This window comes from Pseudomonas baltica (assembly GCF_014235765.1).
In the GTDB taxonomy this organism is placed as follows: domain Bacteria; phylum Pseudomonadota; class Gammaproteobacteria; order Pseudomonadales; family Pseudomonadaceae; genus Aquipseudomonas; species Aquipseudomonas baltica.
In genome coordinates this window covers 1,216,519-1,236,891 of sequence record NZ_JACMYH010000001.1, presented here as the reverse complement: position 1 = coordinate 1,236,891, position 20,373 = coordinate 1,216,519, and the positions used below count along the sequence as shown (strand labels likewise).

The 20,373-nt window shown below is 63.1% G+C and carries 18 protein-coding genes; 13 read left to right on the top strand and 5 right to left on the bottom strand.

What is annotated here, in order from left to right; genetic code table 11:
* The first annotated feature begins 54 nt into the window (after positions 1–54).
* Positions 55–594 carry a molybdenum cofactor biosynthesis protein B gene (gene moaB, locus H7993_RS05450; RefSeq protein ID WP_122478815.1) on the top strand — a complete coding sequence of 180 codons (540 nt, stop codon included), beginning with the start codon at positions 55–57 and terminating at the stop codon, positions 592–594.
* The gene (locus H7993_RS05445) at positions 587–1,801 is read left to right on the top strand and encodes a molybdopterin molybdotransferase MoeA (RefSeq protein WP_342345031.1); all 1,215 of its coding nucleotides are present in this window, start codon (positions 587–589) and stop codon (positions 1,799–1,801) included. Before moaB ends, H7993_RS05445 begins: the two co-directional genes overlap by 8 nt.
* Here the strand turns inward: H7993_RS05445 and H7993_RS05440 are convergent.
* Positions 1,798–3,267, bottom strand: coding sequence for a mannose-1-phosphate guanylyltransferase/mannose-6-phosphate isomerase (locus tag H7993_RS05440; protein ID WP_122478811.1), 1,470 nt, complete (start codon positions 3,265–3,267; stop codon positions 1,798–1,800). The genes H7993_RS05445 and H7993_RS05440 overlap by 4 nt on opposite strands.
* Before the next feature lie 341 nt (positions 3,268–3,608).
* Between H7993_RS05440 and yegS the strand changes: the two genes are divergently transcribed.
* From yegS to H7993_RS05425, 3 genes are all read left to right on the top strand, one after another.
* Complete coding sequence (yegS, locus tag H7993_RS05435; RefSeq protein ID WP_122478809.1) at positions 3,609–4,511, top strand: lipid kinase YegS; 903 nt, start codon at positions 3,609–3,611, stop codon at positions 4,509–4,511.
* Between the two features lie 81 nt (positions 4,512–4,592).
* Entirely contained in the window at positions 4,593–5,522 is a 930-nt protein-coding gene (locus H7993_RS05430; RefSeq protein WP_122478808.1) for a chemotaxis protein CheV, read from the top strand.
* 67 nt (positions 5,523–5,589) lie between these two features.
* On the top strand, positions 5,590–6,393 hold the full coding sequence (locus H7993_RS05425; protein ID WP_185793712.1) for an MOSC domain-containing protein: 804 nt from the start codon (positions 5,590–5,592) through the stop codon (positions 6,391–6,393).
* 33 nt (positions 6,394–6,426) lie between these two features.
* Here H7993_RS05425 and H7993_RS05420 read toward each other — a convergent pair whose 3' ends face one another.
* The gene (locus H7993_RS05420) at positions 6,427–8,358 is read right to left on the bottom strand and encodes a transglycosylase SLT domain-containing protein (RefSeq protein ID WP_122478804.1); all 1,932 of its coding nucleotides are present in this window, start codon (positions 8,356–8,358) and stop codon (positions 6,427–6,429) included.
* A 180-nt stretch (positions 8,359–8,538) separates the two neighbouring features.
* Here H7993_RS05420 and H7993_RS05415 point away from each other — a divergent pair, with 180 nt between their 5' ends.
* Complete coding sequence (locus H7993_RS05415; RefSeq protein ID WP_122478802.1) at positions 8,539–10,452, top strand: ATP-binding cassette domain-containing protein; 1,914 nt, start codon at positions 8,539–8,541, stop codon at positions 10,450–10,452.
* Positions 10,453–10,512: 60 nt separating this feature from the next.
* Here H7993_RS05415 and H7993_RS05410 read toward each other — a convergent pair whose 3' ends face one another.
* A complete protein-coding gene (locus H7993_RS05410) occupies positions 10,513–10,956 on the bottom strand; it encodes a universal stress protein (RefSeq protein ID WP_043188257.1) in 444 nt (147 codons plus the stop codon).
* 109 nt (positions 10,957–11,065) lie between these two features.
* On the opposite strand from H7993_RS05410, the gene H7993_RS05405 reads away from it, so the two are divergent.
* The 7 genes from H7993_RS05405 (at position 11,066) to H7993_RS05375 (ending at position 19,164) form a co-directional block, all read left to right on the top strand.
* A complete protein-coding gene (locus tag H7993_RS05405) occupies positions 11,066–11,503 on the top strand; it encodes a hypothetical protein (RefSeq protein WP_185793711.1) in 438 nt (145 codons plus the stop codon).
* A 318-nt stretch (positions 11,504–11,821) separates the two neighbouring features.
* Complete coding sequence (gene fadB, locus H7993_RS05400; RefSeq protein ID WP_185793710.1) at positions 11,822–13,999, top strand: fatty acid oxidation complex subunit alpha FadB; 2,178 nt, start codon at positions 11,822–11,824, stop codon at positions 13,997–13,999.
* A 3-nt stretch (positions 14,000–14,002) separates the two neighbouring features.
* Entirely contained in the window at positions 14,003–15,178 is a 1,176-nt protein-coding gene (gene fadA, locus H7993_RS05395) for an acetyl-CoA C-acyltransferase FadA (RefSeq protein WP_043188265.1), read from the top strand.
* Positions 15,179–15,270: 92 nt separating this feature from the next.
* The gene (locus H7993_RS05390; protein WP_122478796.1) at positions 15,271–15,522 is read left to right on the top strand and encodes a DUF1653 domain-containing protein; all 252 of its coding nucleotides are present in this window, start codon (positions 15,271–15,273) and stop codon (positions 15,520–15,522) included.
* 99 nt (positions 15,523–15,621) lie between these two features.
* Positions 15,622–18,234 (top strand): type I DNA topoisomerase, encoded by a 2,613-nt coding sequence (gene topA, locus H7993_RS05385; protein WP_185793709.1) that lies wholly within the window; start codon positions 15,622–15,624, stop codon positions 18,232–18,234.
* Between the two features lie 124 nt (positions 18,235–18,358).
* Positions 18,359–18,880 (top strand): DUF6586 family protein, encoded by a 522-nt coding sequence (locus tag H7993_RS05380; protein ID WP_185793708.1) that lies wholly within the window; start codon positions 18,359–18,361, stop codon positions 18,878–18,880.
* Between the two features lie 50 nt (positions 18,881–18,930).
* Complete coding sequence (locus tag H7993_RS05375) at positions 18,931–19,164, top strand: hypothetical protein (RefSeq protein WP_163007598.1); 234 nt, start codon at positions 18,931–18,933, stop codon at positions 19,162–19,164.
* Between the two features lie 62 nt (positions 19,165–19,226).
* Here the strand turns inward: H7993_RS05375 and sulA are convergent, their stop codons facing one another.
* Together sulA and lexA are read right to left on the bottom strand one after the other, a co-directional pair.
* Positions 19,227–19,703: an SOS-induced cell division inhibitor SulA gene (sulA, locus tag H7993_RS05370; RefSeq protein WP_122478790.1), complete on the bottom strand. Its 477-nt coding sequence runs from the start codon at positions 19,701–19,703 to the stop codon at positions 19,227–19,229.
* 9 nt (positions 19,704–19,712) lie between these two features.
* The gene (lexA, locus tag H7993_RS05365) at positions 19,713–20,321 is read right to left on the bottom strand and encodes a transcriptional repressor LexA (RefSeq protein WP_043188277.1); all 609 of its coding nucleotides are present in this window, start codon (positions 20,319–20,321) and stop codon (positions 19,713–19,715) included.
* Positions 20,322–20,373 lie beyond the last annotated feature (52 nt).

The following is a 20,373-nucleotide window of genomic DNA, read 5'->3' as shown; positions in this document are numbered from 1 at the left end:
CTGTGGGGCTGTGATATAACACCGTCCATCCCGCCAAACAACCGGACCCAGCCAATGAAAGCCAAGGCAGATGTACCCTTTGTGCCGCTCAATATTGCGGTTTTGACTGTCAGCGACACCCGCAGCGTGGAAACCGATACCTCTGGCCAATTGTTCGTCGATCGCCTGAGCGCGGCGGGCCACGGGCTCTACGCCCGCGTGCTGCTCAAGGACGACCTGTACAAGATCCGTGCACAGGTGGCGCAGTGGATCGCCGATGACCAATGCCAGGTGGTGCTGATTACCGGCGGCACCGGCTTCACCGGCCGTGACAGTACGCCGGAAGCCGTGGCCTGCCTGCTGGACAAGCAAGTCGATGGCTTCGGCGAGCTGTTCCGGCAGATCTCCGTCGCCGACATCGGCACCTCGACCGTGCAGTCGCGTGCGCTCGCCGGGCTCGCCAACGGCACCCTGGTGTGCTGCCTGCCCGGTTCGACCAACGCCTGCCGCACCGGCTGGGATGGGATTCTCGCCGAGCAGTTGGACGTGCGTCACCGGCCGTGCAACTTCGTCGTGCACCTCAAGCAGGCCGAGCCCTGCGTCAGCCGTGGCTGAGTTGCCGGCGGCGCAGCCGCTGCTTCCGGTAGAACAGGCACTGGCGCAACTGCTGGCCATGGCCGATGCCACGCCTGTGCGCGAGCGCGAAAGGGTCGCCCTGGCCCAGGGCGTCGGTCGCGTGCTGGCCACTGACCTGATCGCCACGCTGGACCTGCCGCCCTGGCCCAACAGTGCCATGGACGGTTACGCGCTGCGCCGCGAAGACTGGCAGGGCGAGCCGTTGCGGGTCAGCCAGCGCGTGTTCGCGGGCGCCGTGCCCGCGCCCCTGGAACCAGGCACGTGCGCACGCATCTTTACCGGCGCGCCGCTGCCCGAAGGCGCCGACTGCGTGGAAATGCAGGAGAACGTGCAAATCGTGGACGACCAGCGGGTGAGCTTCGACCAGCCCTTGAGGGTCGGCCAGAACATACGTCCCCAGGGCCAGGAAACCCGCATCGGCGAACGCCTGCTCGAAGCTGGCAGCCGCTTGGGTGCGATCGAACTGGGCCTGTTGGCCTCCATGGGGCATGCGCACATCGACGTGGTCCGTCGGCCACGGGTGGCGGTGCTGTCCACAGGAGATGAATTGGTCGAGCCAGGTCAGCCGCTGGGGCCAGGGCAGATCTATAACAGCAATCGTCAGGTGCTGTGCAGTGCCTTGAATAGTTTGGGCTGTGAGGTGGTGGATGCCGGGATTCTGCCCGACGATCTGCAGCAGACACGCCAGCGCCTGGCGGCTCTGGGTGATGTGGACCTGATTCTGTCCACGGGGGGCGTCTCGGTGGGCGAAGCCGATTTTCTCGGCATCGCCTTGCGCGAGGAAGGGCAGTTGGCCCTCTGGAAACTGGCGATCAAACCCGGCAAGCCACTGACGTTCGGCCACTTCCGTGGCGTACCGGTCATCGGCCTGCCGGGCAATCCGGCATCGACACTGGTCACTTTCACCCTGCTGGCACGGCCTTACCTGCTGCGTCGGCTGGGTTTTCGCGACGTTGCGCCGCTGAGCTTCCAGGTGCCAGCCGGGTTTGCCTGGCCGCGCGCCGGTACCCGTCGCGAGTACCTGCGCGGGCGTATCGAGCAGGGCCGGGCTGTGATCTACCCCAACCAGAGCTCCGGCGTGCTGCTCAGCGCGGCCTGGGCCCATGGATTGGTGGAAATACGCGAAGGCTGCACATTGAATGAAGGCGAACTGGTCGCCTTCATTCCGTTCAGCGAGCTTTTTTAAGCGTTGCTCTTGGTCGCTTCGACGGCCGCCGGTGCGCGGCCGTAGATATCGGTGAAGCGCACGATATCGTCTTCGCCCAGGTATTCACCGCTCTGCACTTCGATCATGACCAGGTCGATCACCCCGGAGTTGACCAAGCGGTGCACGTGGCCCTGCTTGATGAAGGTCGACTCGTTGGTATCGAGCAAAAATTCGTTGTCACCGTTGGTGACTCGGGCCATGCCGCTGACCACGATCCAATGCTCGCTGCGGTGGTGGTGCATCTGCAGCGACAGGGTGCCGCCGGGCTTGACCACGATGCGCTTGATCTTGAAGCGCTTGCCTTCCTCGAGGATGGTGTACGTACCCCATGGCCGAGTGACCGTGCGGTGCAGGCGGAAGGCATCGTGACCCTGGCGCTTGAGCTGCTGGGCAAGGAACTTGACGTCCTGGGTGCGGCTGCCGTCGGCAATCAGCAGTGCGTCAGGCGTATCGATCACCACCAGGTTGTCGAGGCCGACGGCGCCGACCAGGCGGCGTGGCGAGTCGATGTAGCAGTTGCTCACGTCATGCAGCACGGTTTCGCCGTTGCACTGGTTGCCCTGTGCGTCGGCTGGGGTCAGCTCGCGCACCGCCTGCCACGAACCGATGTCGCTCCACCCCATCTGGCACGGAATGACCGCCACCTTGTCGGAGCGTTCGAGCAGTGCGTAGTCGATGGAAATGTCCGGCGCCAGGGCGAAGGTGCTGCTGTCCAGCTCGACCTGCAGCTCGCGGTTGCCCTGCTTGCTGTGGCTGACCTGCAGGCAGGTGGTGGCCGCCAGCAGCACGTCCGGTGCGTGCTTTTCCAGTTCGCGCAGAAGCACGTCCACGCGCATGCAGAACATGCCGGCGTTCCACAGGTAGTCACCGCTGTCCAGGTAGGCCTGGGCGGTGGCCTGGTCCGGCTTTTCCCGGAAGTGCGCGACTTGATAGCTGCCATCGCCCAGGTCGGCGCCGCGCTCGATGTAGCCGAAACCGGTTTCCGCCGTTTGCGGCACCAGACCGAACGTCACCAGCCAGCCCTCGTCGGCTTTCTTGCGTGCTGCACTGACCGCGGCCTGGAAGGCGTCGATGTCGCGGATCAGGTGATCGGCCGGCAGTACCAGCAATTGCGCCGACGCGCCGTAGTGTTTGGCGGCATGCAAGGCGGCGCTGGCGATGGCTGGCGCAGTGTTGCGGCCCGCCGGCTCGAGAATGAAGTCAAGCAGGGCATCGCGGTCGTTCAATTGGCGGTAGTCGTCCAGCGTGCGGAAGAACACCTCACGGTTGGTCACCGTCAGCACCCGCTCCACGCCTGGCAATTGCGAGGCACGGGTGAAGGTTTTCTGCAGCAGGCTTTCGCCGTCCGGCAGGCGCATGAACGGCTTGGGCATGGCTTCGCGCGATACGGGCCACAGGCGGGTGCCGGAGCCGCCGGCGATGATGCAGGGAATCAGAGTCGTCATAGGTCGAGCCTCGAGTTGAAGGTGGCGGACGGCACCTGCGAAGGCAAGCGCACACGTCCAGCCGGGCTGGATGCATGAAAAGGTAGATGAAGAAGGGCAGGGCGCAGGATTCGGCGATTCGACAATGCTACCGCCCGCCTGGAGACGGGCTGGACGTGCAGGAATCGGGAGGTAACGGCGACTTCGATAGTGGCCAGTTGCTTCGCAGTAAAGCCTAAACGAGAACGGTTGGCGAGTGGTAAATGTACGAATGGTTAAAAACTTTTCGTCGGGGCTTTTTTTCCTGCGGCTGTGGTCACATCAGGCACAGTTCCACTTACTGGCCACCGGAGACATGCAGCATGAGCGAGCGCAAGGCAATCCTGATATTGCACGGCAAACAAGCTTCCAACGAAGACGTCCGCAGCGCGGTGGAGCATTACCGGGAGCAAGGTAACGCGCTGGACGTGCGTCTGACCTGGGAAGGCGGCGACGCCCAGCGTCTGGTCGATGAGGCACTGCAAGCCGGCTACACCCAGATCATCGCCGGCGGTGGCGACGGCACCCTGCGCGATGTGGCCGAAGCGATGGCGCTGGCCAAGACCGACGCCAGCCTGGCGTTGATGCCCCTGGGCACAGCCAACGATTTCGCACGTGCCGCCGGCGTTCCCCTCGAACCCGAACACGCATTGGCGCTGCTTGCCCGCGAGCCTCAGGCCATCGATCTGGGTGAAGTGGGCGGGCAGGTGTTTCTCAACATGGCAACCGGTGGTTTCGGCAGTCAGGTCACGGCCAATACCTCCGAAGACTTGAAGAAGGTTCTCGGTGGCGCCGCCTACCTGTTCACCGGGCTGTCGCGGTTCAGCGAATTGCGCGCTGCCTCCGCCTCGCTCAGCGGCCCGGACTTCCATTGGGAAGGCGATCTGCTGGCGCTGGGCATCGGCAATGGACGCCAGGCCGGTGGTGGCCACGAATTGTGCCCCGAAGCCGTGGTCGACGACGGACTGCTGGAGATCAGCATTCTGCCGGCACCGACCGAAGTGGTCGGCACCCTGAAAAGCCTGCTAGGCGGCGGCGGACTGGAAACACTGTTCGTGCGTGCGCGGCTGCCGTGGGTTGAAATCAACAGCAAGGAAAACCTCGACATCAACCTCGATGGCGAGCCATTGCGGGGTGAAAACCTGCGCTTCAGCACCATGCCCAAGGCATTGAAAGTTCATTTGCCCGCGGGGTCGCCGCTGCTGAGCCATGGACAACTGACTTAACAGCGCCGACGGCAGTCAAGATATTCGCGCCAGCGCCGATAGCCCGGTACCTCTTCTTTCACTTGGGCTTTGGAGTTTTACATGGCCGGCATTCTTGACTCGGTTGACCAACGTACGCAGCTGGTGGGTGAAAACCGTCTGGAGCTGCTCATGTTTCGCCTGGCCGGCAGGCAACTGTTCGCGATCAACGTGTTCAAGGTCCAGGAAGTCCTGCAGTTGCCCAAGCTGACGCTGATGCCGCAGCGCCATCCGTATGTCTGCGGTGTGATCAACCTGCGTGGGCAGACCCTGCCGGTGATCGACCTGTCTCAGGCCATCGGCATGCGCCCGCTGGTGCCGGGGCCGAGCAGTACCATCATCGTCACCGAATACAACCGCTCGATCCAGGCCTTCCTGGTCGGTGGTGTCGACCGCATCGTCAACATGAACTGGGAAGCCATCCTGCCGCCTCCGGCCAGTGCCGGGCGCCAGCACTATCTGACCGCAATCAGCCGGGTCGACGAGCAACTGGTCGAGATCATCGACGTGGAAAAGGTACTCGCCGAAATCGTCCCCTACAACGCCCGCGTTTCCCGCGACAAGCTCGACGACCCTTTGCTGGCGCGCGCTCGTGGCCGGGAAGTGCTGCTGGTGGATGACTCGACGGTGGCACTGGCTCAGCTGCGCGATACCTTGTCGCAGCTGGACATCAAGATGCACGTGGCCAGCGATGGCCTCAAGGCGTTGAACAAGCTCAAGGCGTGGGCCGACACCGGCGAGCGCATGACCGACAAACTGCTGATGGTCTTCACCGACGCCGAGATGCCGGAAATGGACGGCTACCGGCTTACCACCGAGATCCGCAACGATCCGCGACTGCGCGACCTCTACGTGGTGCTGCACACCTCGTTGTCGGGCAGCTTCAACGAGTCGATGGTGAAAAAGGTCGGCTGTGACAACTTCCTGTCCAAGTTCCAGCCCGACAAACTGGTCGACGTGGTTCGCCAGCGCCTGGAGCTGGATCAACGCTGACAGGCCCTCGTTATTCTCCTGCCGGTTCCGCTAGACTGGGTTTTTCTCTGTCCTGAGGAGCCGGGCCATGTCGAGCCTTGCCGCGCTGTACCGTTACCCGCTCAAATCGGCCATTGGCCAGTCGCTGCAGCAGTCGCCTGTGGATGGCCTGGGGCTGCTCGGCGATCGGCGCTGGATGCTGGTCGACGCCCAGAGCGGTCGGTTCCTCAGCCAGCGCGCAGACCCTCGCCTGGGGCAGTTGGGTACGCAAGTCGGTGAAGACGCAGGCCTGCGCCTGAGCGCAAGCGGATACCCTGAGCTGAACGTCGCGGTCCCGGAGTCAGGCGAACTGCGCGGAGTCACGCTGTGGAACGACAGCTTCCGCGTGCCCGACGCCGGCGAGGAAGCAGCGCGCTGGGTCAGCGATTTCGTCGGTAAGCCGACTCGACTGGTGTACGTGCCCACCGAGCGCGCCCGTACCGTCAGCGCCGGTTACGGCGAGGGCGGCGACAAGGTGGCTTTTGCCGATGGCTTTCCACTGTTGTTGATCGGTCAGGGCTCGCTGGACGACCTGTCCGCACGGGTCGGACGGACGCTGGAGATGGCGCGGTTTCGGCCCAATCTGGTCGTCCAGGACAGCGCCGCCTTCGCCGAGGATGGTTGGAAGCGCATTCGCATCGGTGGCCTGGACTTTCGTGTGCTCAAGCCCTGCGCGCGCTGCATTCTGACCACGCTCGACCCGCACACCGGGGAGCGCAGCGCCGATCGCGAGCCCCTGGCAACCCTCAAGCGCTACCGCCAGCAGGACGGCCACGCCATGTTCGGCCAGAATCTGGTATGCGATGGCGCCGGCGTGCTGGAAGTGGGCATGCCGATCACCGTGCTCGAGTGACGGGCCGGCAGCCGGCGGGCTGCCAGGCTCGGCTCACTGGTCGTCGAAGAAGCGTTCGTGCCAGTCCACCACCGGCTGCGGCGCGTTGAGCTTCTCGCCATAGATGACCGCGTAGGACAGCACGTTCTGCACGTACTGGCGGGTTTCATCGAATGGAATGGACTCCACCCAGACATCGAAGCTCAGGTGATTCGCGCCTCTGAGCCACTGCCGTACGCGCCCGGGACCCGCGTTGTAGGCGGCCGAGGCCAGTACCCGGTTGCCGTTGAACTGGCTGTGCACCTGGCTCAGGTATGCCGCACCGAGCTGGATGTTGGTGTCAGGGTCGAGTACCTGCTGGGGCGACGACAGCGGGATGCTGAACTTGCGCGAGGTTTCCTTGGCGGTGCCGGGCATCAACTGCATCAACCCCATGGCGCCGGCGCCGGAACGGGCGTCGTCCATGAAGGCGCTTTCCTGACGGGTGATGGCGAACACCCAGCTGGTGTGCAGGCCTCGCACATTGGCTTCGCGAATCAGGGTGTCGCGGTGGGCCATCGGGAAGCGGATGTCCAGGTCGTCCCAGTACTGCGCCTGGCTGATCGTGCGAATGGCCGGGAAGTACCAGCGCATGTCGTAGGCCAGCTTGGCCTGGGCGACCATCTCGTCGCGGTCGAAATGGCGGCTGACGTGATACCACTCGCGTCGCGCATCGACGATCTGGCCACGTGCGTAGAGCTCGAGCGAACGACGTACACCGGCGGTGTTGCGCACCTTGTTGACCAGCGCCTGGCTCATCACCAGCGGCTTGTTGTTGAGCGAGTAGGGCGCCTGGATGCGGTCGGCCGCCAGGAAGCCGTAGAAGTCGCGCTCCTTGGCCACCGCCTTGTACAGCGAAGGCACCTTGGCACTCTGCGGCTGGGCCAGCTCCAGGCTGCGCGCCTGCCAGTACTGCCAGCGGTTGGTCTTGGCCAGGTCCTTGGGCAGGCGGGTAGTCAGATCGTAGGCGTCCTGCCAGCGGCCCAGGCGCAGCAGCAGGCGCAGGCGCCATTCGGTCACGGTGTCGTCGCGCAGCTCCGGATCGTAGCGAGTCATCAGCTCTAGCGCCCGCGGGTCGTAGCGCCGCGCCAGGGTCAGGCCGATCTCGCGAGCGATGGCAACCTTCTCCTCGGCCGAGAAACGCATGCTGCTGGCATAGCTGTCGAGCATGCGCATGGCTTTTTCCGGGTCCTGACGGGCCAGGCGGCGCAGCCCCAGCCCGACCACGTCGGACATGGCTTCGTCGACCGGCATGAAACGCGCCGGTTGGTCGAGCAGTTCGGGTTTCTGCGCGACATCCAGCAGCAGTCGACCCTGGCTCGACAGGCTGGTCAGGCTTTGCACCAGGCTGGTGGCCAACGGGTAGTTGCGCTCCTGGGCCGCGAGCTTGGCGCGCTGCCAGCGCTTGTTCTCGGTCAGCTGGCCTTCGCTGGCCCAGCGCTGGAACAGCCCGTCGCAGGCCGTGGGCAGCGATTTGCCGGTGAGCCACAGTTTGTCGGCATTGGCATAGCCTTCGGCGCGCAGCTGGCTGTTGCTCAGCTGGTACTGGCCGTACAGGCAGTCGAGCTCCTTGAAGTTGAGCTTGGGGTCGTAGTATTTGACGAACGGCGCCCACTCGCCGCGCTCGGCCAGCTGCCGCAGCCAGCGCAGTTTCATCCAGTTGGCCTGGGGCAGGTCGCCGTGCTTGGCGAGAAAGCCTTCGATCTCGGCGTTGCTGGCGCTGCGCAGGCGCGGGGTGAGCTCGTCGTAGGCCAGGTAGGCCTCCAGCGGGTAGTCCTGAAGCTCGGCGGCGTAGCGCATGTACGGGCCGCTGTCGCCCTTGGCCAGGGCGCGCTTGGCCTCGTCGTAGTATTGACGCTGCGTGGCCAGGTCGGCGGCCTGGACGTTGGCGACACTGGATGCGGAGAGGATGAGGCAGGACAACAAGCTGAACAGGCGACTGCGCATGAGACTTCCAGGCAGAAAAGACGTGACAAGTGTCGGCAGTGCCAGCACTAAAGAAGTGAGCCTAGCTTAGCCTCTAGGGCAGGCGCGATGAAAGCGTTCAGGATCATTCATTTTATTGCCGCCTTCGGTCTGCCAGGGCAAAAGTCGGTTAGAATGCGCGCCCGGTTTTTGGAGAAGCTCATGACCCTGCTCAAATTCAGCGATGTGTCCCTTGCATTCGGCGCGATGCCGTTGTTGGACAAGGTGTCCTGGCAGATCGCCCGTGGTGAGCGGGTGTGCATCATCGGCCGCAACGGCACTGGCAAATCCAGCATGCTGAAGCTGGTCAAGGGCGTGCAGAAACCCGACGACGGCGCCGTCTGGCGTGCGCCGGGGCTGAAGATCGGCGAGCTGCCGCAGGAACTGCCGGTGGCCGACGACCGGACTGTGTTCGACGTGGTTGCCGAGGGCCTGGACGGGGTCGGCGCGCTGCTGGCCGAGTACCATCACCTGAGCCAGAACATCGTCACCGACGAAGACCTGAACAAGCTCATGCACGTCCAGCAGGATCTCGAAGCCCGTGACGGGTGGCGCTTGCAGCAACTGGTCGACAGCACCCTGAGCCGCCTGCAGCTGCCTGCCGACAAGACCTTGAAGCAGTTGTCCGGTGGCTGGCGCCGCCGCGTCCTGCTGGCCCAGGCGCTGGTGTCCGAACCTGACCTGCTGCTGCTCGACGAACCGACCAACCACCTGGACATCGGCGCGATCGCCTGGCTCGAAGAAGCCCTCAAGGATTTCCAGGGCGCGGTGCTGTTCATTACCCACGACCGTTCCTTCCTGCAGAATCTGGCCACGCGCATTCTCGAACTCGATCGCGGCGGCCTGATCGACTGGAACGGCGACTACGCCAGCTTCCTGGTGCACAAAGAGGCCATGCTGTCGGCTGAGGAAACCGCCAACGCGCTGTTCGACAAGCGCCTGGCCCAGGAAGAAGTGTGGATCCGCCAGGGCATCAAGGCCCGACGCACCCGCAACGAAGGCCGGGTGCGTGCGCTCAAGGCACTGCGTGTGGAGCGTGGCGAACGCCGCGAGCGCACCGGCAAGGCCAACATCCAGCTCGATACCGCAGACAAGTCCGGCAAGCAGGTGATGGTCCTCGACAACGTCAGCTTCGCCCATCCGGGTGGGCCGATGCTGATCAAGGATTTCTCCATGGTCCTGCAGCGCGAGGACCGTATCGGCCTGCTGGGGGCGAACGGTACCGGCAAGACCACGCTGCTCAAGCTGATGCTCGACAACCTGCAGCCCACCAACGGCTCGGTCGACGTCGGCACGCGCCTGGACGTCGCCTACTTCGACCAGTTGCGTCACCAGCTCGACTTGGAAAAGACCGTCATCGACAACGTTGCCGAGGGCCGCGATTTCATCGACATCGACGGTCAGAGCCGCCACGTGTTGAGCTACCTGGGCGACTTCCTGTTCAGCCCCCAGCGCGCACGCACGCCGGTCAAGGCCCTGTCGGGCGGTGAGCGTGCGCGCCTGTTGCTGGCCAAGCTGTTCAGCAAGCCGGCCAACCTGCTGGTGCTGGACGAACCGACCAACGACCTCGACGTCGAGACCCTCGAACTGCTCGAAGAAGTGCTGTCCGCATTCAAGGGTACCGTGTTGATGGTCAGCCACGACCGGGCCTTCCTCGACAACGTGGTCACCAGCACGCTGGTGTTCGAAGGCGAGGGCAAGGTTCGCGAATACGTCGGTGGCTACCAGGACTGGATCCGCCAAGGCGGCTCGCCCAAGCTGCTCGGCGTGACCGAGAACAAGTCAGGCAAGGCCGAGCTCAACAGCGCCGTGGTCAAGGCCGCAGAGCCTGCACCTGTGGAAGCACCGGCGCCCGCCAAGAAGAAGCTCAGCTACAAGCTGCAGCGCGAGCTGGAAGCCCTGCCGGGCCAGATCGAAGCCAAGGAGCAGGAAATCGCTGCGCTGGAAGCCGAGATGGCCGATGCCGGGTTCTATCAGCGGCCTGCCGCGCAGACGGCGGAAGTGATGGCCAAGCTGGAAGCCTCGCAGGCCGAGCTGGAAGTCATGGTCGAGCGCTGGGCCGAACTCGACGCCTGAGCCCTCGACCCTGGAATCATCAGCGAGGCCGCAGCTGCTGCTCGGCCCCGCTGATGATCCTTATTCGGCGCGCTTGACCAGGCGCACCGCCAAAACGTCGCACGGCGCACCGTGCAACACGTCGTTGGCTGTCGAACCAAGCAGCAATGCCAGGCCATGACGGCCATGACTGCCGACCACCACCAGGTCGCATTCCGATTTCTTCGCCAGGTTGTGAATCTCCTGACGCGGCTGGCCGTAGGTCAGGTGGCAATCGCCGACGACAAGGTCCGGGTACTTGACCTTCAGCGTTTCCAGGCGCTCCTTGGCCTGATCGAACTGCTGCTGCTGCAACTGCGAGAGGTCCATCGGCACGTCCCCGCCGAAAGCCATGGCCATGGGTTCGACGATGTGCACCAGCGAGAGCTTGGCGCCGTTGCTGACCGCCAGCTCCCGGGCCCGCTTGATGACCGGGTCACACTCCTCGGTGAGGTCGACGGCGACCAGAATGTGTTGGTAGGGCATGAGAAGCACTCCTGACGATTGCGATAGCTTGAGTATGGACTGTTTAGGCGGGGCGCAACATGAACAACCCTCGCCGATCTATTTGAAACGCTTAGCGGGTGTACTCTTTATGACGGTGTGGATAGTCGTGTCAATCCTTGCGCTGATTCTCAGCCCCATGGTATGGCTGCGGCCGTCGCGCAGCCAGAGCGGCCGCATGGCCGTGCGCCTGCAGGCGCGGCGGATGGGCCTGGCCATGCAGCTGGCTCCCCAGCAGTGGCCGCACTGGCTCAGCGTCGAGCCACCCGACCCCTGTGCGCAATACCATCGGCCACGCCGCAAGGGCAGGGTCGACAGCTGGAGCTACTGGCAGACCGAGCCGGGGGTCTGGTGCAACCAGTGGCGCGAAGCCTGTATCGATCCGCTGCTGCTGCCTCACTTGGCCACGTTGCCCGCCGACGTCTACAAGCTCGAAGCCGGGCCGCAGATGCTCGCGTTGTACTGGGGCGAAAAGGGTGACGAAAAGGTGCTTCAGGATATTGCAAAGGTCCTGCAAGCACTGGCTTGATCGTTGTCTCGAGCTATCGTCATATGCCTGCGGCAGGCTGTCGCAGGTGCGCGTTTCTGCGCATTCCAGAAATGACCGCAAAGTCGCGTTTTCTCGCGGCCGGCGCGGCATTTGACAATCGCCCGCAATTCCGTGAATGTACACGCAGCCCAATCAAACGGGCGTATGAATCGAGCGTTTTTCAGTCACGCTCCAGCACTATCCCGACTACCGCGCTGACGGGTATGCCTGGCTACAGAGAGCGGCGGCCATGTATCGCCCCCTTTTATCCAGCGTCAGGCGTGTACTGTTCAGCTTCCATATCGTGGAGATCAGTGGATGATTTACGAAGGTAAAGCCATCACGGTGAAGGCTCTTGAAAGCGGCATCGTCGAACTGCGGTTCGACCTCAAGGGCGAGTCCGTCAACAAATTCAACCGCCTCACGCTCGAAGAGCTGCGCGAAGCGATCGCGGCAATCAAGGCCGACGCTTCGGTCAAGGGCGTGATCGTCGCCAGTGGCAAGGACGTCTTCATCGTCGGTGCGGACATCACCGAATTCGTCGAGAATTTCAAGTTGCCCGAAGCCGAGCTGGTCGCGGGCAACCTGCAGGCCAATCGCATCTTCAGCGACTTCGAGGACCTCGAAGTGCCGACGGTCGCCGCCATCAACGGCATCGCCCTGGGCGGCGGCCTGGAAATGTGCCTGGCTGCCGACTACCGGGTCATGTCCAGCGAAGCGAAGATCGGCCTGCCCGAGGTCAAGCTGGGCATCTACCCAGGTTTCGGCGGCACGGTGCGCCTGCCGCGCATCATCGGCGCCGACAATGCCATCGAGTGGATTGCGTCGGGCAAGGAAAACGGCGCCGACGATGCGCTCAAGGTGGGTGCGGTCGATGCGGTGGTGGCGCCGGACAAGCTGGAAGCTGCTGCTTTAGACCTGGTCAGGCGCGCCATCAGCGGCGAGTTCGATCACAAGGCCAAGCGCCAGCCCAAGTTGGTCAAGCTCAAGCTCAACGCCATCGAACAGATGATGGCGTTCGAAACCGCCAAGGGCTTCGTCGCCGGCCAGGCCGGGCCCAACTATCCGGCGCCGGTCGAGGCCATCAAGACCATCCAGAAAGCAGCCAGTTTCGGTCGCGAGAAAGCCCTCGAAATCGAAGCCGCCGGCTTCGCCAAGATGGCCAAGACCTCGGCTGCGCAAAGCCTCATCGGCCTGTTCCTCAACGATCAGGAGCTCAAGCGCAAGGCCCGTGGCTACGACAAGGTGGCCCGCGATGTGAGTCAGGCGGCCGTGCTGGGCGCTGGCATCATGGGCGGTGGCATCGCCTATCAGTCGGCGCTCAAGGGCACGCCGATCCTGATGAAGGACATCAACGAGAAGGGCATCGAACAGGGCCTGGCCGAGGCGTCCAAGCTGCTCGGCGCGCGCGTTGAAAAAGGTCGCCTGACCCCGGCGAAGATGGCCGAAGCGCTCAACGACATTCGTCCGACGCTGTCCTACGGCGATTTCGGTCATGTCGACATCGTCGTCGAAGCGGTGGTGGAAAACCCTAAGGTCAAGCAGGCAGTGCTGGCCGAAGTCGAGGCGCAGGTCAAGGACGACACCATCCTGGCGTCCAACACCTCGACCATTTCCATCAACCTGCTGGCCCAGGCACTCAAGCGTCCGGAAAACTTCGTCGGCATGCACTTCTTCAACCCGGTGCACATGATGCCGCTGGTCGAAGTGATCCGTGGCGAGAAGTCCAGTGAGGTTGCCGTGGCGACCACCGTGGCCTATGCCCGCAAGATGGGCAAGAACCCCATCGTGGTCAACGATTGCCCCGGCTTCCTGGTGAACCGCGTACTGTTCCCGTACTTCGGCGGCTTCGCCCGGCTGGTCAGCGCCGGTGTCGATTTCGTGCGCATCGACAAGGTCATGGAGAAATTCGGCTGGCCCATGGGCCCGGCCTACCTGATGGACGTGGTCGGCATCGACACCGGCCATCATGGCCGTGACGTGATGGCCGAAGGCTTCCCGGATCGCATGAAAGACGAGCGTCGCTCCGCCATCGACGCGCTGTACGAGGCCAATCGCCTGGGGCAGAAGAACGGCAAGGGATTCTATGCCTACGAAACCGACAAGCGCGGCAAGCCGAAGAAGGTGGCCGATCCTGCGGCGCTGGACGTGCTCAAGCCGGTGATCTACGAACAGCGCGAGGTCTCCGATGAGGACATCGTCAACTGGATGATGATCCCGCTGTGCCTGGAAACCGTACGCTGCCTCGAAGACGGGATCGTCGAAACCGCGGCCGAGGCCGACATGGGCCTGGTCTACGGCATCGGTTTCCCTCCGTTCCGCGGCGGGGCGCTGCGCTACATCGATTCGCTGGGCGTGGCCGAATTCGTGGAACTGGCCGACCGCTACGCCGAACTGGGTCCGCTGTACCAGCCTACGCAGAAGCTTCGTGAAATGGCGCGTGCTGGCCAGACCTTCTTCGGGCAAGCGGCCAACGTACAGAACAAGGGTGAATGACTGATGAGCTTGAATCCTAGAGACGTGGTGATCGTCGACTTCGGTCGCACCCCCATGGGCCGTTCCAAAGGCGGCATGCACCGCAACACCCGCGCCGAGGACATGTCGGCGCACCTGATCAGCAAGCTGTTGGAGCGCAATGCCAAGGTCGATCCGGCCGAAGTCGAGGACGTGATCTGGGGCTGCGTCAACCAGACCCTGGAACAGGGCTGGAACATCGCCCGCATGGCGTCGCTGATGACGCAGATCCCGCACACTGCAGCCGGCCAGACCGTCAGCCGGTTGTGCGGCTCGTCCATGAGTGCGCTGCACACTGCCGCCCAGGCGATCATGACCGGCAACGGCGACGTGTTCGTGGTCGGCGGCGTCGAGCACATGGGCCATGTCGGCATGATGCACGGCGTGGATCCGAACCCGCACATGTCGCTGTACGCCGCGAAAGCCTCGGGCATGATGGGGCTTACCGCCGAGATGCTCGGTAAAATGCACGGCATCACTCGCGAACAGCAGGATGCCTTCGGCGTGCGCTCGCACCAGTTGGCCCATCAGGCCACGGTCCAGGGCAAGTTCAAGGACGAGATCATCCCGATGCAGGGTTGCGACGAAAATGGCTTCATCAAGGTCTTCGACTACGATGAAACGATTCGCCCCGACACCACCCTGGAAAGCCTTGCGGCGCTCAAGCCTGCCTTCAACCCGAAGGGCGGTACGGTCACGGCCGGTACTTCGTCGCAGATCACCGACGGTGCCTCGTGCATGATCGTGATGTCGGCGCAGCGCGCCCAGGACCTGGGCATCACGCCATTGGCGGTAATCCGCTCCATGGCAGTGGCCGGCGTCGACCCCGCGATCATGGGCTACGGGCCGGTTCCGGCCACCCAGAAAGCGCTCAAGCGCGCAGGTCTGGGCATTGCCGACATCGACTTCATCGAACTCAACGAAGCCTTCGCCGCACAGGCCCTGCCTGTGCTGAAGGATCTGAAAGTGCTCGACAAGATGAACGAGAAGGTTAACCTGCATGGCGGCGCGATCGCCCTGGGGCATCCTTTTGGCTGTTCAGGCGCACGAATTTCCGGCACTTTGCTCAATGTCATGAAGCAGAATGGCGGCACTTTCGGCCTGTCCACCATGTGTGTAGGCCTGGGGCAGGGCATCACCACGGTCTTCGAGCGCGTCTAGTCCTGACGAGCGAGTCGAACGAACCGGGGCCCAGTGTCCCGGTTTTGTTTTTTCCCGGTTCATTCGAAAAAGTATTTCAAGCGAGGCGCAACATGCATATACAACCAGGGCTCTATCGTCATTACAAAGGCCCCGAGTATCGTGTCTACGGCGTCGCGCGCAGTTCCGAGGACGAACAGGAAGTGGTGTTCTACCAGGCGCTGTACGGTGAATTCGGCCTCTGGGTGCGCCCGCTGAGCATGTTCCTGGAGTCGGTCGAGGTTGACGGCGAGAGCGTCCCGCGCTTTGCTTTGGTGAAGGCCGAACCCAGCCTGTTTTCCGTTCCGCAGGCGCCGACCGCTTGAACCTCGGCGCTTGACCTCACGTTCTCACCACTATATATAGCGGGGCCTCGCAAGGCGCCGCATGCCTTTCATTTCAAGTATTCAGGAATTTTCCGATCCATGGGCAAATCGCTGGTCATTGTGGAATCCCCGGCTAAGGCCAAGACCATCAACAAGTATCTGGGTGACCAGTACGTGGTGAAGTCGAGTATCGGCCATATCCGAGACTTGCCCACCAGCGGTTCGGCGAGCGCCAGCAAGGAGCCGGCCGCCAAGCGCGGCAAGGCTGCGGCTGCCGACGCGCCGGCGCTGTCGCCCAAGGAAAAGGCCCGCAAGCAGTTGGTGGCACGCATGGGCGTCGATCCAGACCAGGGCTGGAAGGCCAAGTACGAGATCCTTCCCGGCAAGGAAAAGGTCATCGAGGAACTGCGCCGGCTGGCCAAGGACGCCGACACCATCTATCTGGCGACGGACTTGGACCGCGAGGGGGAAGCCATTGCCTGGCACCTGCGCGAAGCCATCGGTGGCGATGACAGCCGCTACAAGCGTGTGGTGTTCAACGAGATCACCAAGAAGGCCATCCAGGAAGCTTTCTCCCGCCCCGGCGAGCTGGACATCGACCGTGTCAACGCCCAGCAGGCGCGGCGTTTCCTCGACCGCGTGGTTGGCTACATGGTGTCGCCGCTGCTCTGGCAGAAGATCGCCCGCGGGTTGTCCGCTGGTCGCGTGCAGTCTGTCGCGGTGAAGCTGGTGGTCGAGCGTGAGCGTGAAATCCGCGCGTTCAATCCCGAGGAATACTGGGAAGTGCACGCCGACCTGGCGTCGGCCAAGGCCGCCAAGGTGCGTTTCGAAGTGGCTCGCGAGAACGGCGAAGCCTTCAAGCCCCTGAACGAAGCCCACGCCATGGCCGCGCTGGCCAAGCTCAAGGATGCCAGCTACAGCATCGTCAAGCGCGAAGACAAGCCGACCAGCAGCAAGCCGTCGGCCCCGTTCATTACTTCCACGCTGCAGCAGGCCGCGAGCAACCGCCTGGGCTACGGCGTGAAGAAGACCATGATGATGGCGCAGCGTTTGTACGAGGCCGGCTACATTACCTATATGCGTACCGACTCGACCAATCTGTCGGTCGACGCCGTGGAGATGGCCCGCGCCTACATCGAGAACGAGTTCGGCAAGAAGTACCTGCCGGAAGCACCGATGGTGTACGGCAGCAAGCAGGGCGCCCAGGAAGCGCACGAAGCCATTCGCCCATCGGACGTGAACACTCATCCGAGCAAGCTGAACGGCATGGAACGCGATGCCGAGCGCCTCTACGAATTGATCTGGCGCCAGTTCCTCGCCTGCCAGATGCCGCCTGCCCAGTACCTGTCGACCACCGTTACCGTCGCTGCCGCTGATTTCGAGCTGCGCGCCAAGGGCCGTATCCTCAAGTTCGACGGCTACACCCGTGTGCTGCCACAGATGAGCAAGCCGGGCGACGACGACGTGCTGCCGGAAATGAACCAGGGTGAGCAACTCAAGCTGCTGCAGCTGGACCCTACCCAGCACTTCACCAAGCCGCCTGCGCGCTATTCCGAAGCCAGCCTGGTCAAGGAGATGGAAAAACGCGGCATTGGTCGTCCGTCCACCTACGCGGCGATCATCTCGACCATCCAGGACCGTGGCTACGTGGCGCTGCACAACCGTCGCTTCTACTCGGAAAAGATGGGCGACATCGTCACCGAGCGGCTGTCCGAAAGCTTCTCCAACCTCATGGACTACGGCTTTACCGCCGGCATGGAAGAGAACCTCGACGATGTGGCGCACGGTGAGCGCGACTGGAAGAACGTTCTCGACGAGTTCTACGGCGACTTCAAGGGCAAACTGGACGTTGCCGGTGCGGCCGACAGCGGCATGCGCGCCAACCTGCCGACCCTGACCAACATCGCCTGCCGCGAATGCGGTCGGCCGATGATGATCCGCACCGCATCCACCGGGGTGTTCCTGGGCTGTTCGGGCTATGCGCTGCCACCCAAGGAACGCTGCAAGGCCACCATCAACCTGATTCCAGGCGACGAGATCGCGGCCGACGACGAAGGCGAGTCCGAATCGCAGATTCTGCGCGGCAAGCATCGCTGCCCGGTCTGCGCGACCGCCATGGATGCGTACCTGCTGGATGAAAAGCGCAAGCTGCACATCTGCGGGAACAACCCCGACTGCCCTGGCTACGAGATCGAAGAGGGCAACTACCGCATCAAGGGCTATGAAGGCCCCAGCCTGGAATGCGACAAGTGCGGCAGCGAGATGCAGTTGAAAACCGGCCGTTTCGGCAAGTTCTTCGGCTGCACCAACCCGGAGTGCAAGAACACCCGCAAGCTGCTCAAGAGTGGCGAAGCCGCACCGCCCAAGATGGACGCGGTGAAGATGCCCGAGCTCAAGTGCGAGAAGGTCAACGACACCTACGTGCTGCGCGATGGCGCATCGGGTCTGTTCCTGGCAGCCAGCCAGTTTCCGAAGAACCGCGAAACCCGTGCCCCGCTGGTGCTCGAGATCATCCCGCACAAGGATGAGATCGATCCCAAGTACAGCTTCCTGTTCGACGCGCCGATCAAGGACCCGGACGGCCGTCCGACCGTGATTCGCTACAGCCGCAAGACCAAGGAGCAGTACGTGCAGAGCGAGGTCGAGGGCAAACCGACCGGTTGGAAGGCGTTCTACGACGGCAAGACGTGGAAGGTCGAAGACAAGCGCTGAAGCGCTGTCAGCACCAAGGCCGCACCGTCCCCAGGGCTGTGCGGCCTTTTCATTTGTGGCTTGCACTGGCTGGGCAGGTTCCCGACACTGTGGCAGTCGAGTGTTCACTGCGGAGATCGCCAGCATGGCCTATGAGCTCTATACCCGTACCAACCAGAAAATCTATTTCGCCGGGCTGGCGCTGGAAGCCATGGGCAAGGCCGAACTGGGCCAGGCCATCAATGCGCAGGCTCAGCTGCAGGCGCAGCGCGAATCCGCGCTGTTCCACCTGTACGGTGCATTGTTGGGGCTGTGTCACGAGATCGCTGGTTATTACCGCCTGCCTCAGGCCGGCACTGCCCGTGCGGAAAACCTGCTGACCCCGCAAGCGCTCGACGGCACGTCCATTCCCGAGCTGGCGGAGTTGGTGGAGCTGGCCCAGCATTCGCATACCTGGCTGGCGCAACTGCTTGCGGCGCACAGCGCGCTGTTCGTGCCGCCCAAGGCGCCCAAAAAGCCCAAGGGCGATGTGACCCAGCCACTCATCCAGGCAGTCAATCTGGATGAAGTGGAAGAGCCGGAACTCAGCCGCGAGGTGCTCGAAAGCTGGCGTCAGCAGCTCAAGGGCCTGACCGTTCGTTTCCGCGAAGGGCTGAGTGAGTGCTGATTTGCACTGGCACTGCTACAATGCCCGCCTTTCGTGGAGAACATGTCCTTATGCCAACGTCCTTTCTTGAGATTGTCGAGCTGCCTGACGGCCGCATCGAGTTGCGTCGTGCCGAGGACGAAGGTTCGCTGGTGACGCTGAATTTTTCCGAAGATGCCAAGGCATTCCTGCAGGGCCAGCACGTGGAAGTGGCCAAGGCCATGCTCAGTGTCGGTGTGCAGATGGCCGGCAAGCTGGTGGAAGGCGAAATCGACAAGGACGACGGGCCGCACGTCCTGCACTGATCCTGCCACGCAGCGAGCGCCTTGCGCTGGCCTTGGCGGGCAGTATCGTTTGACCGCAGGTATCACCCCAAACGGATGTTCAGGCTCTGTGCGCTGCCCTGGCGCGCCGCTGCCATCAATTGCTGCCTCGCCACGGACGGCAGTGGGTTGAGCCAGCTCACCACGGTATGGCTGCGCCCCAGGCGCAGCGCCTCGCACGCCAACTGCTGGGCGCTTTGCATACCGCGCGGCTGCAGCAGCAATATGCGTTCGCGATTGAGCCCTGCATCGCGCAGCCAGGCCTGCGTCAGGCTTGCCGGCGGAGCGATCAGCGTCAACCAGCGCGCGTCTTGCTCTTCGCTCAATTCCCGCAGCATGGGTGCCAGCAGGTTCAGGCAGTTCCCCGCGGCACCACGCAGAGACATCTCGCTGAATACATCCGGATCGGCGACAGTCCAGGGCGATTCTACGGCCTCCTTGAACAGCGGCGTTACCGGTGCAGCCATGAATGCTTCGAACAGCGACATTTGTGCTTGTTGGGGTGACAGGGGAAACTGCATGATGCCTCCTTATCGACGAATGACGCCGACGCTCAGACCTTCAATGACCAGATCCTGATCCTTGAGGTCGACTTCAATGGGTGCGAAGTCGGGGTTTTCCGCAACCAGGAAAACCTTGTTGCCTTCGCGCTGGAACCGCTTCACGGTGACTTCGTCGCCGATGCGCGCCACCACGATCTGCCCGTTGCGGACTTCGCGGCAGGTGTGCACGGCCAGCAGGTCACCGTCGAGAATGCCGACGTCACGCATGCTCATGCCCTGTACGCGCAGGAGGTAGTCGGCGCGAGGATGGAAGAAGCCCGGGTTGATCTTGCAGGACTCTTCGATGTGTTCCTGCGCCAGAATCGGCGCACCAGCAGCGACGCGCCCGACGACGGGCAGGCTGGCGTCGTCGTTGCGGGCTTCGGAGCCGGGGATGCGGATGCCCCGCGAAGCGCCTGGAGTCATCTCGATGGCGCCTTTTCGCGCCAGGGCCTTGAGGTGTTCCTCGGCCGCGTTGGGTGACTTGAACCCCAGTTCCTGAGCAATTTCCGCACGGGTAGGTGGAAAGCCATTGTCGTCAAGGCAGCGCTTGATGAAGGCCAGAATTTCAGCTTGGCGTGGCGTCAATTTCAACATGTCGATGGCTCTGTCTTTTTGTACAGTGACTGGGATTATATACAGTAGATGG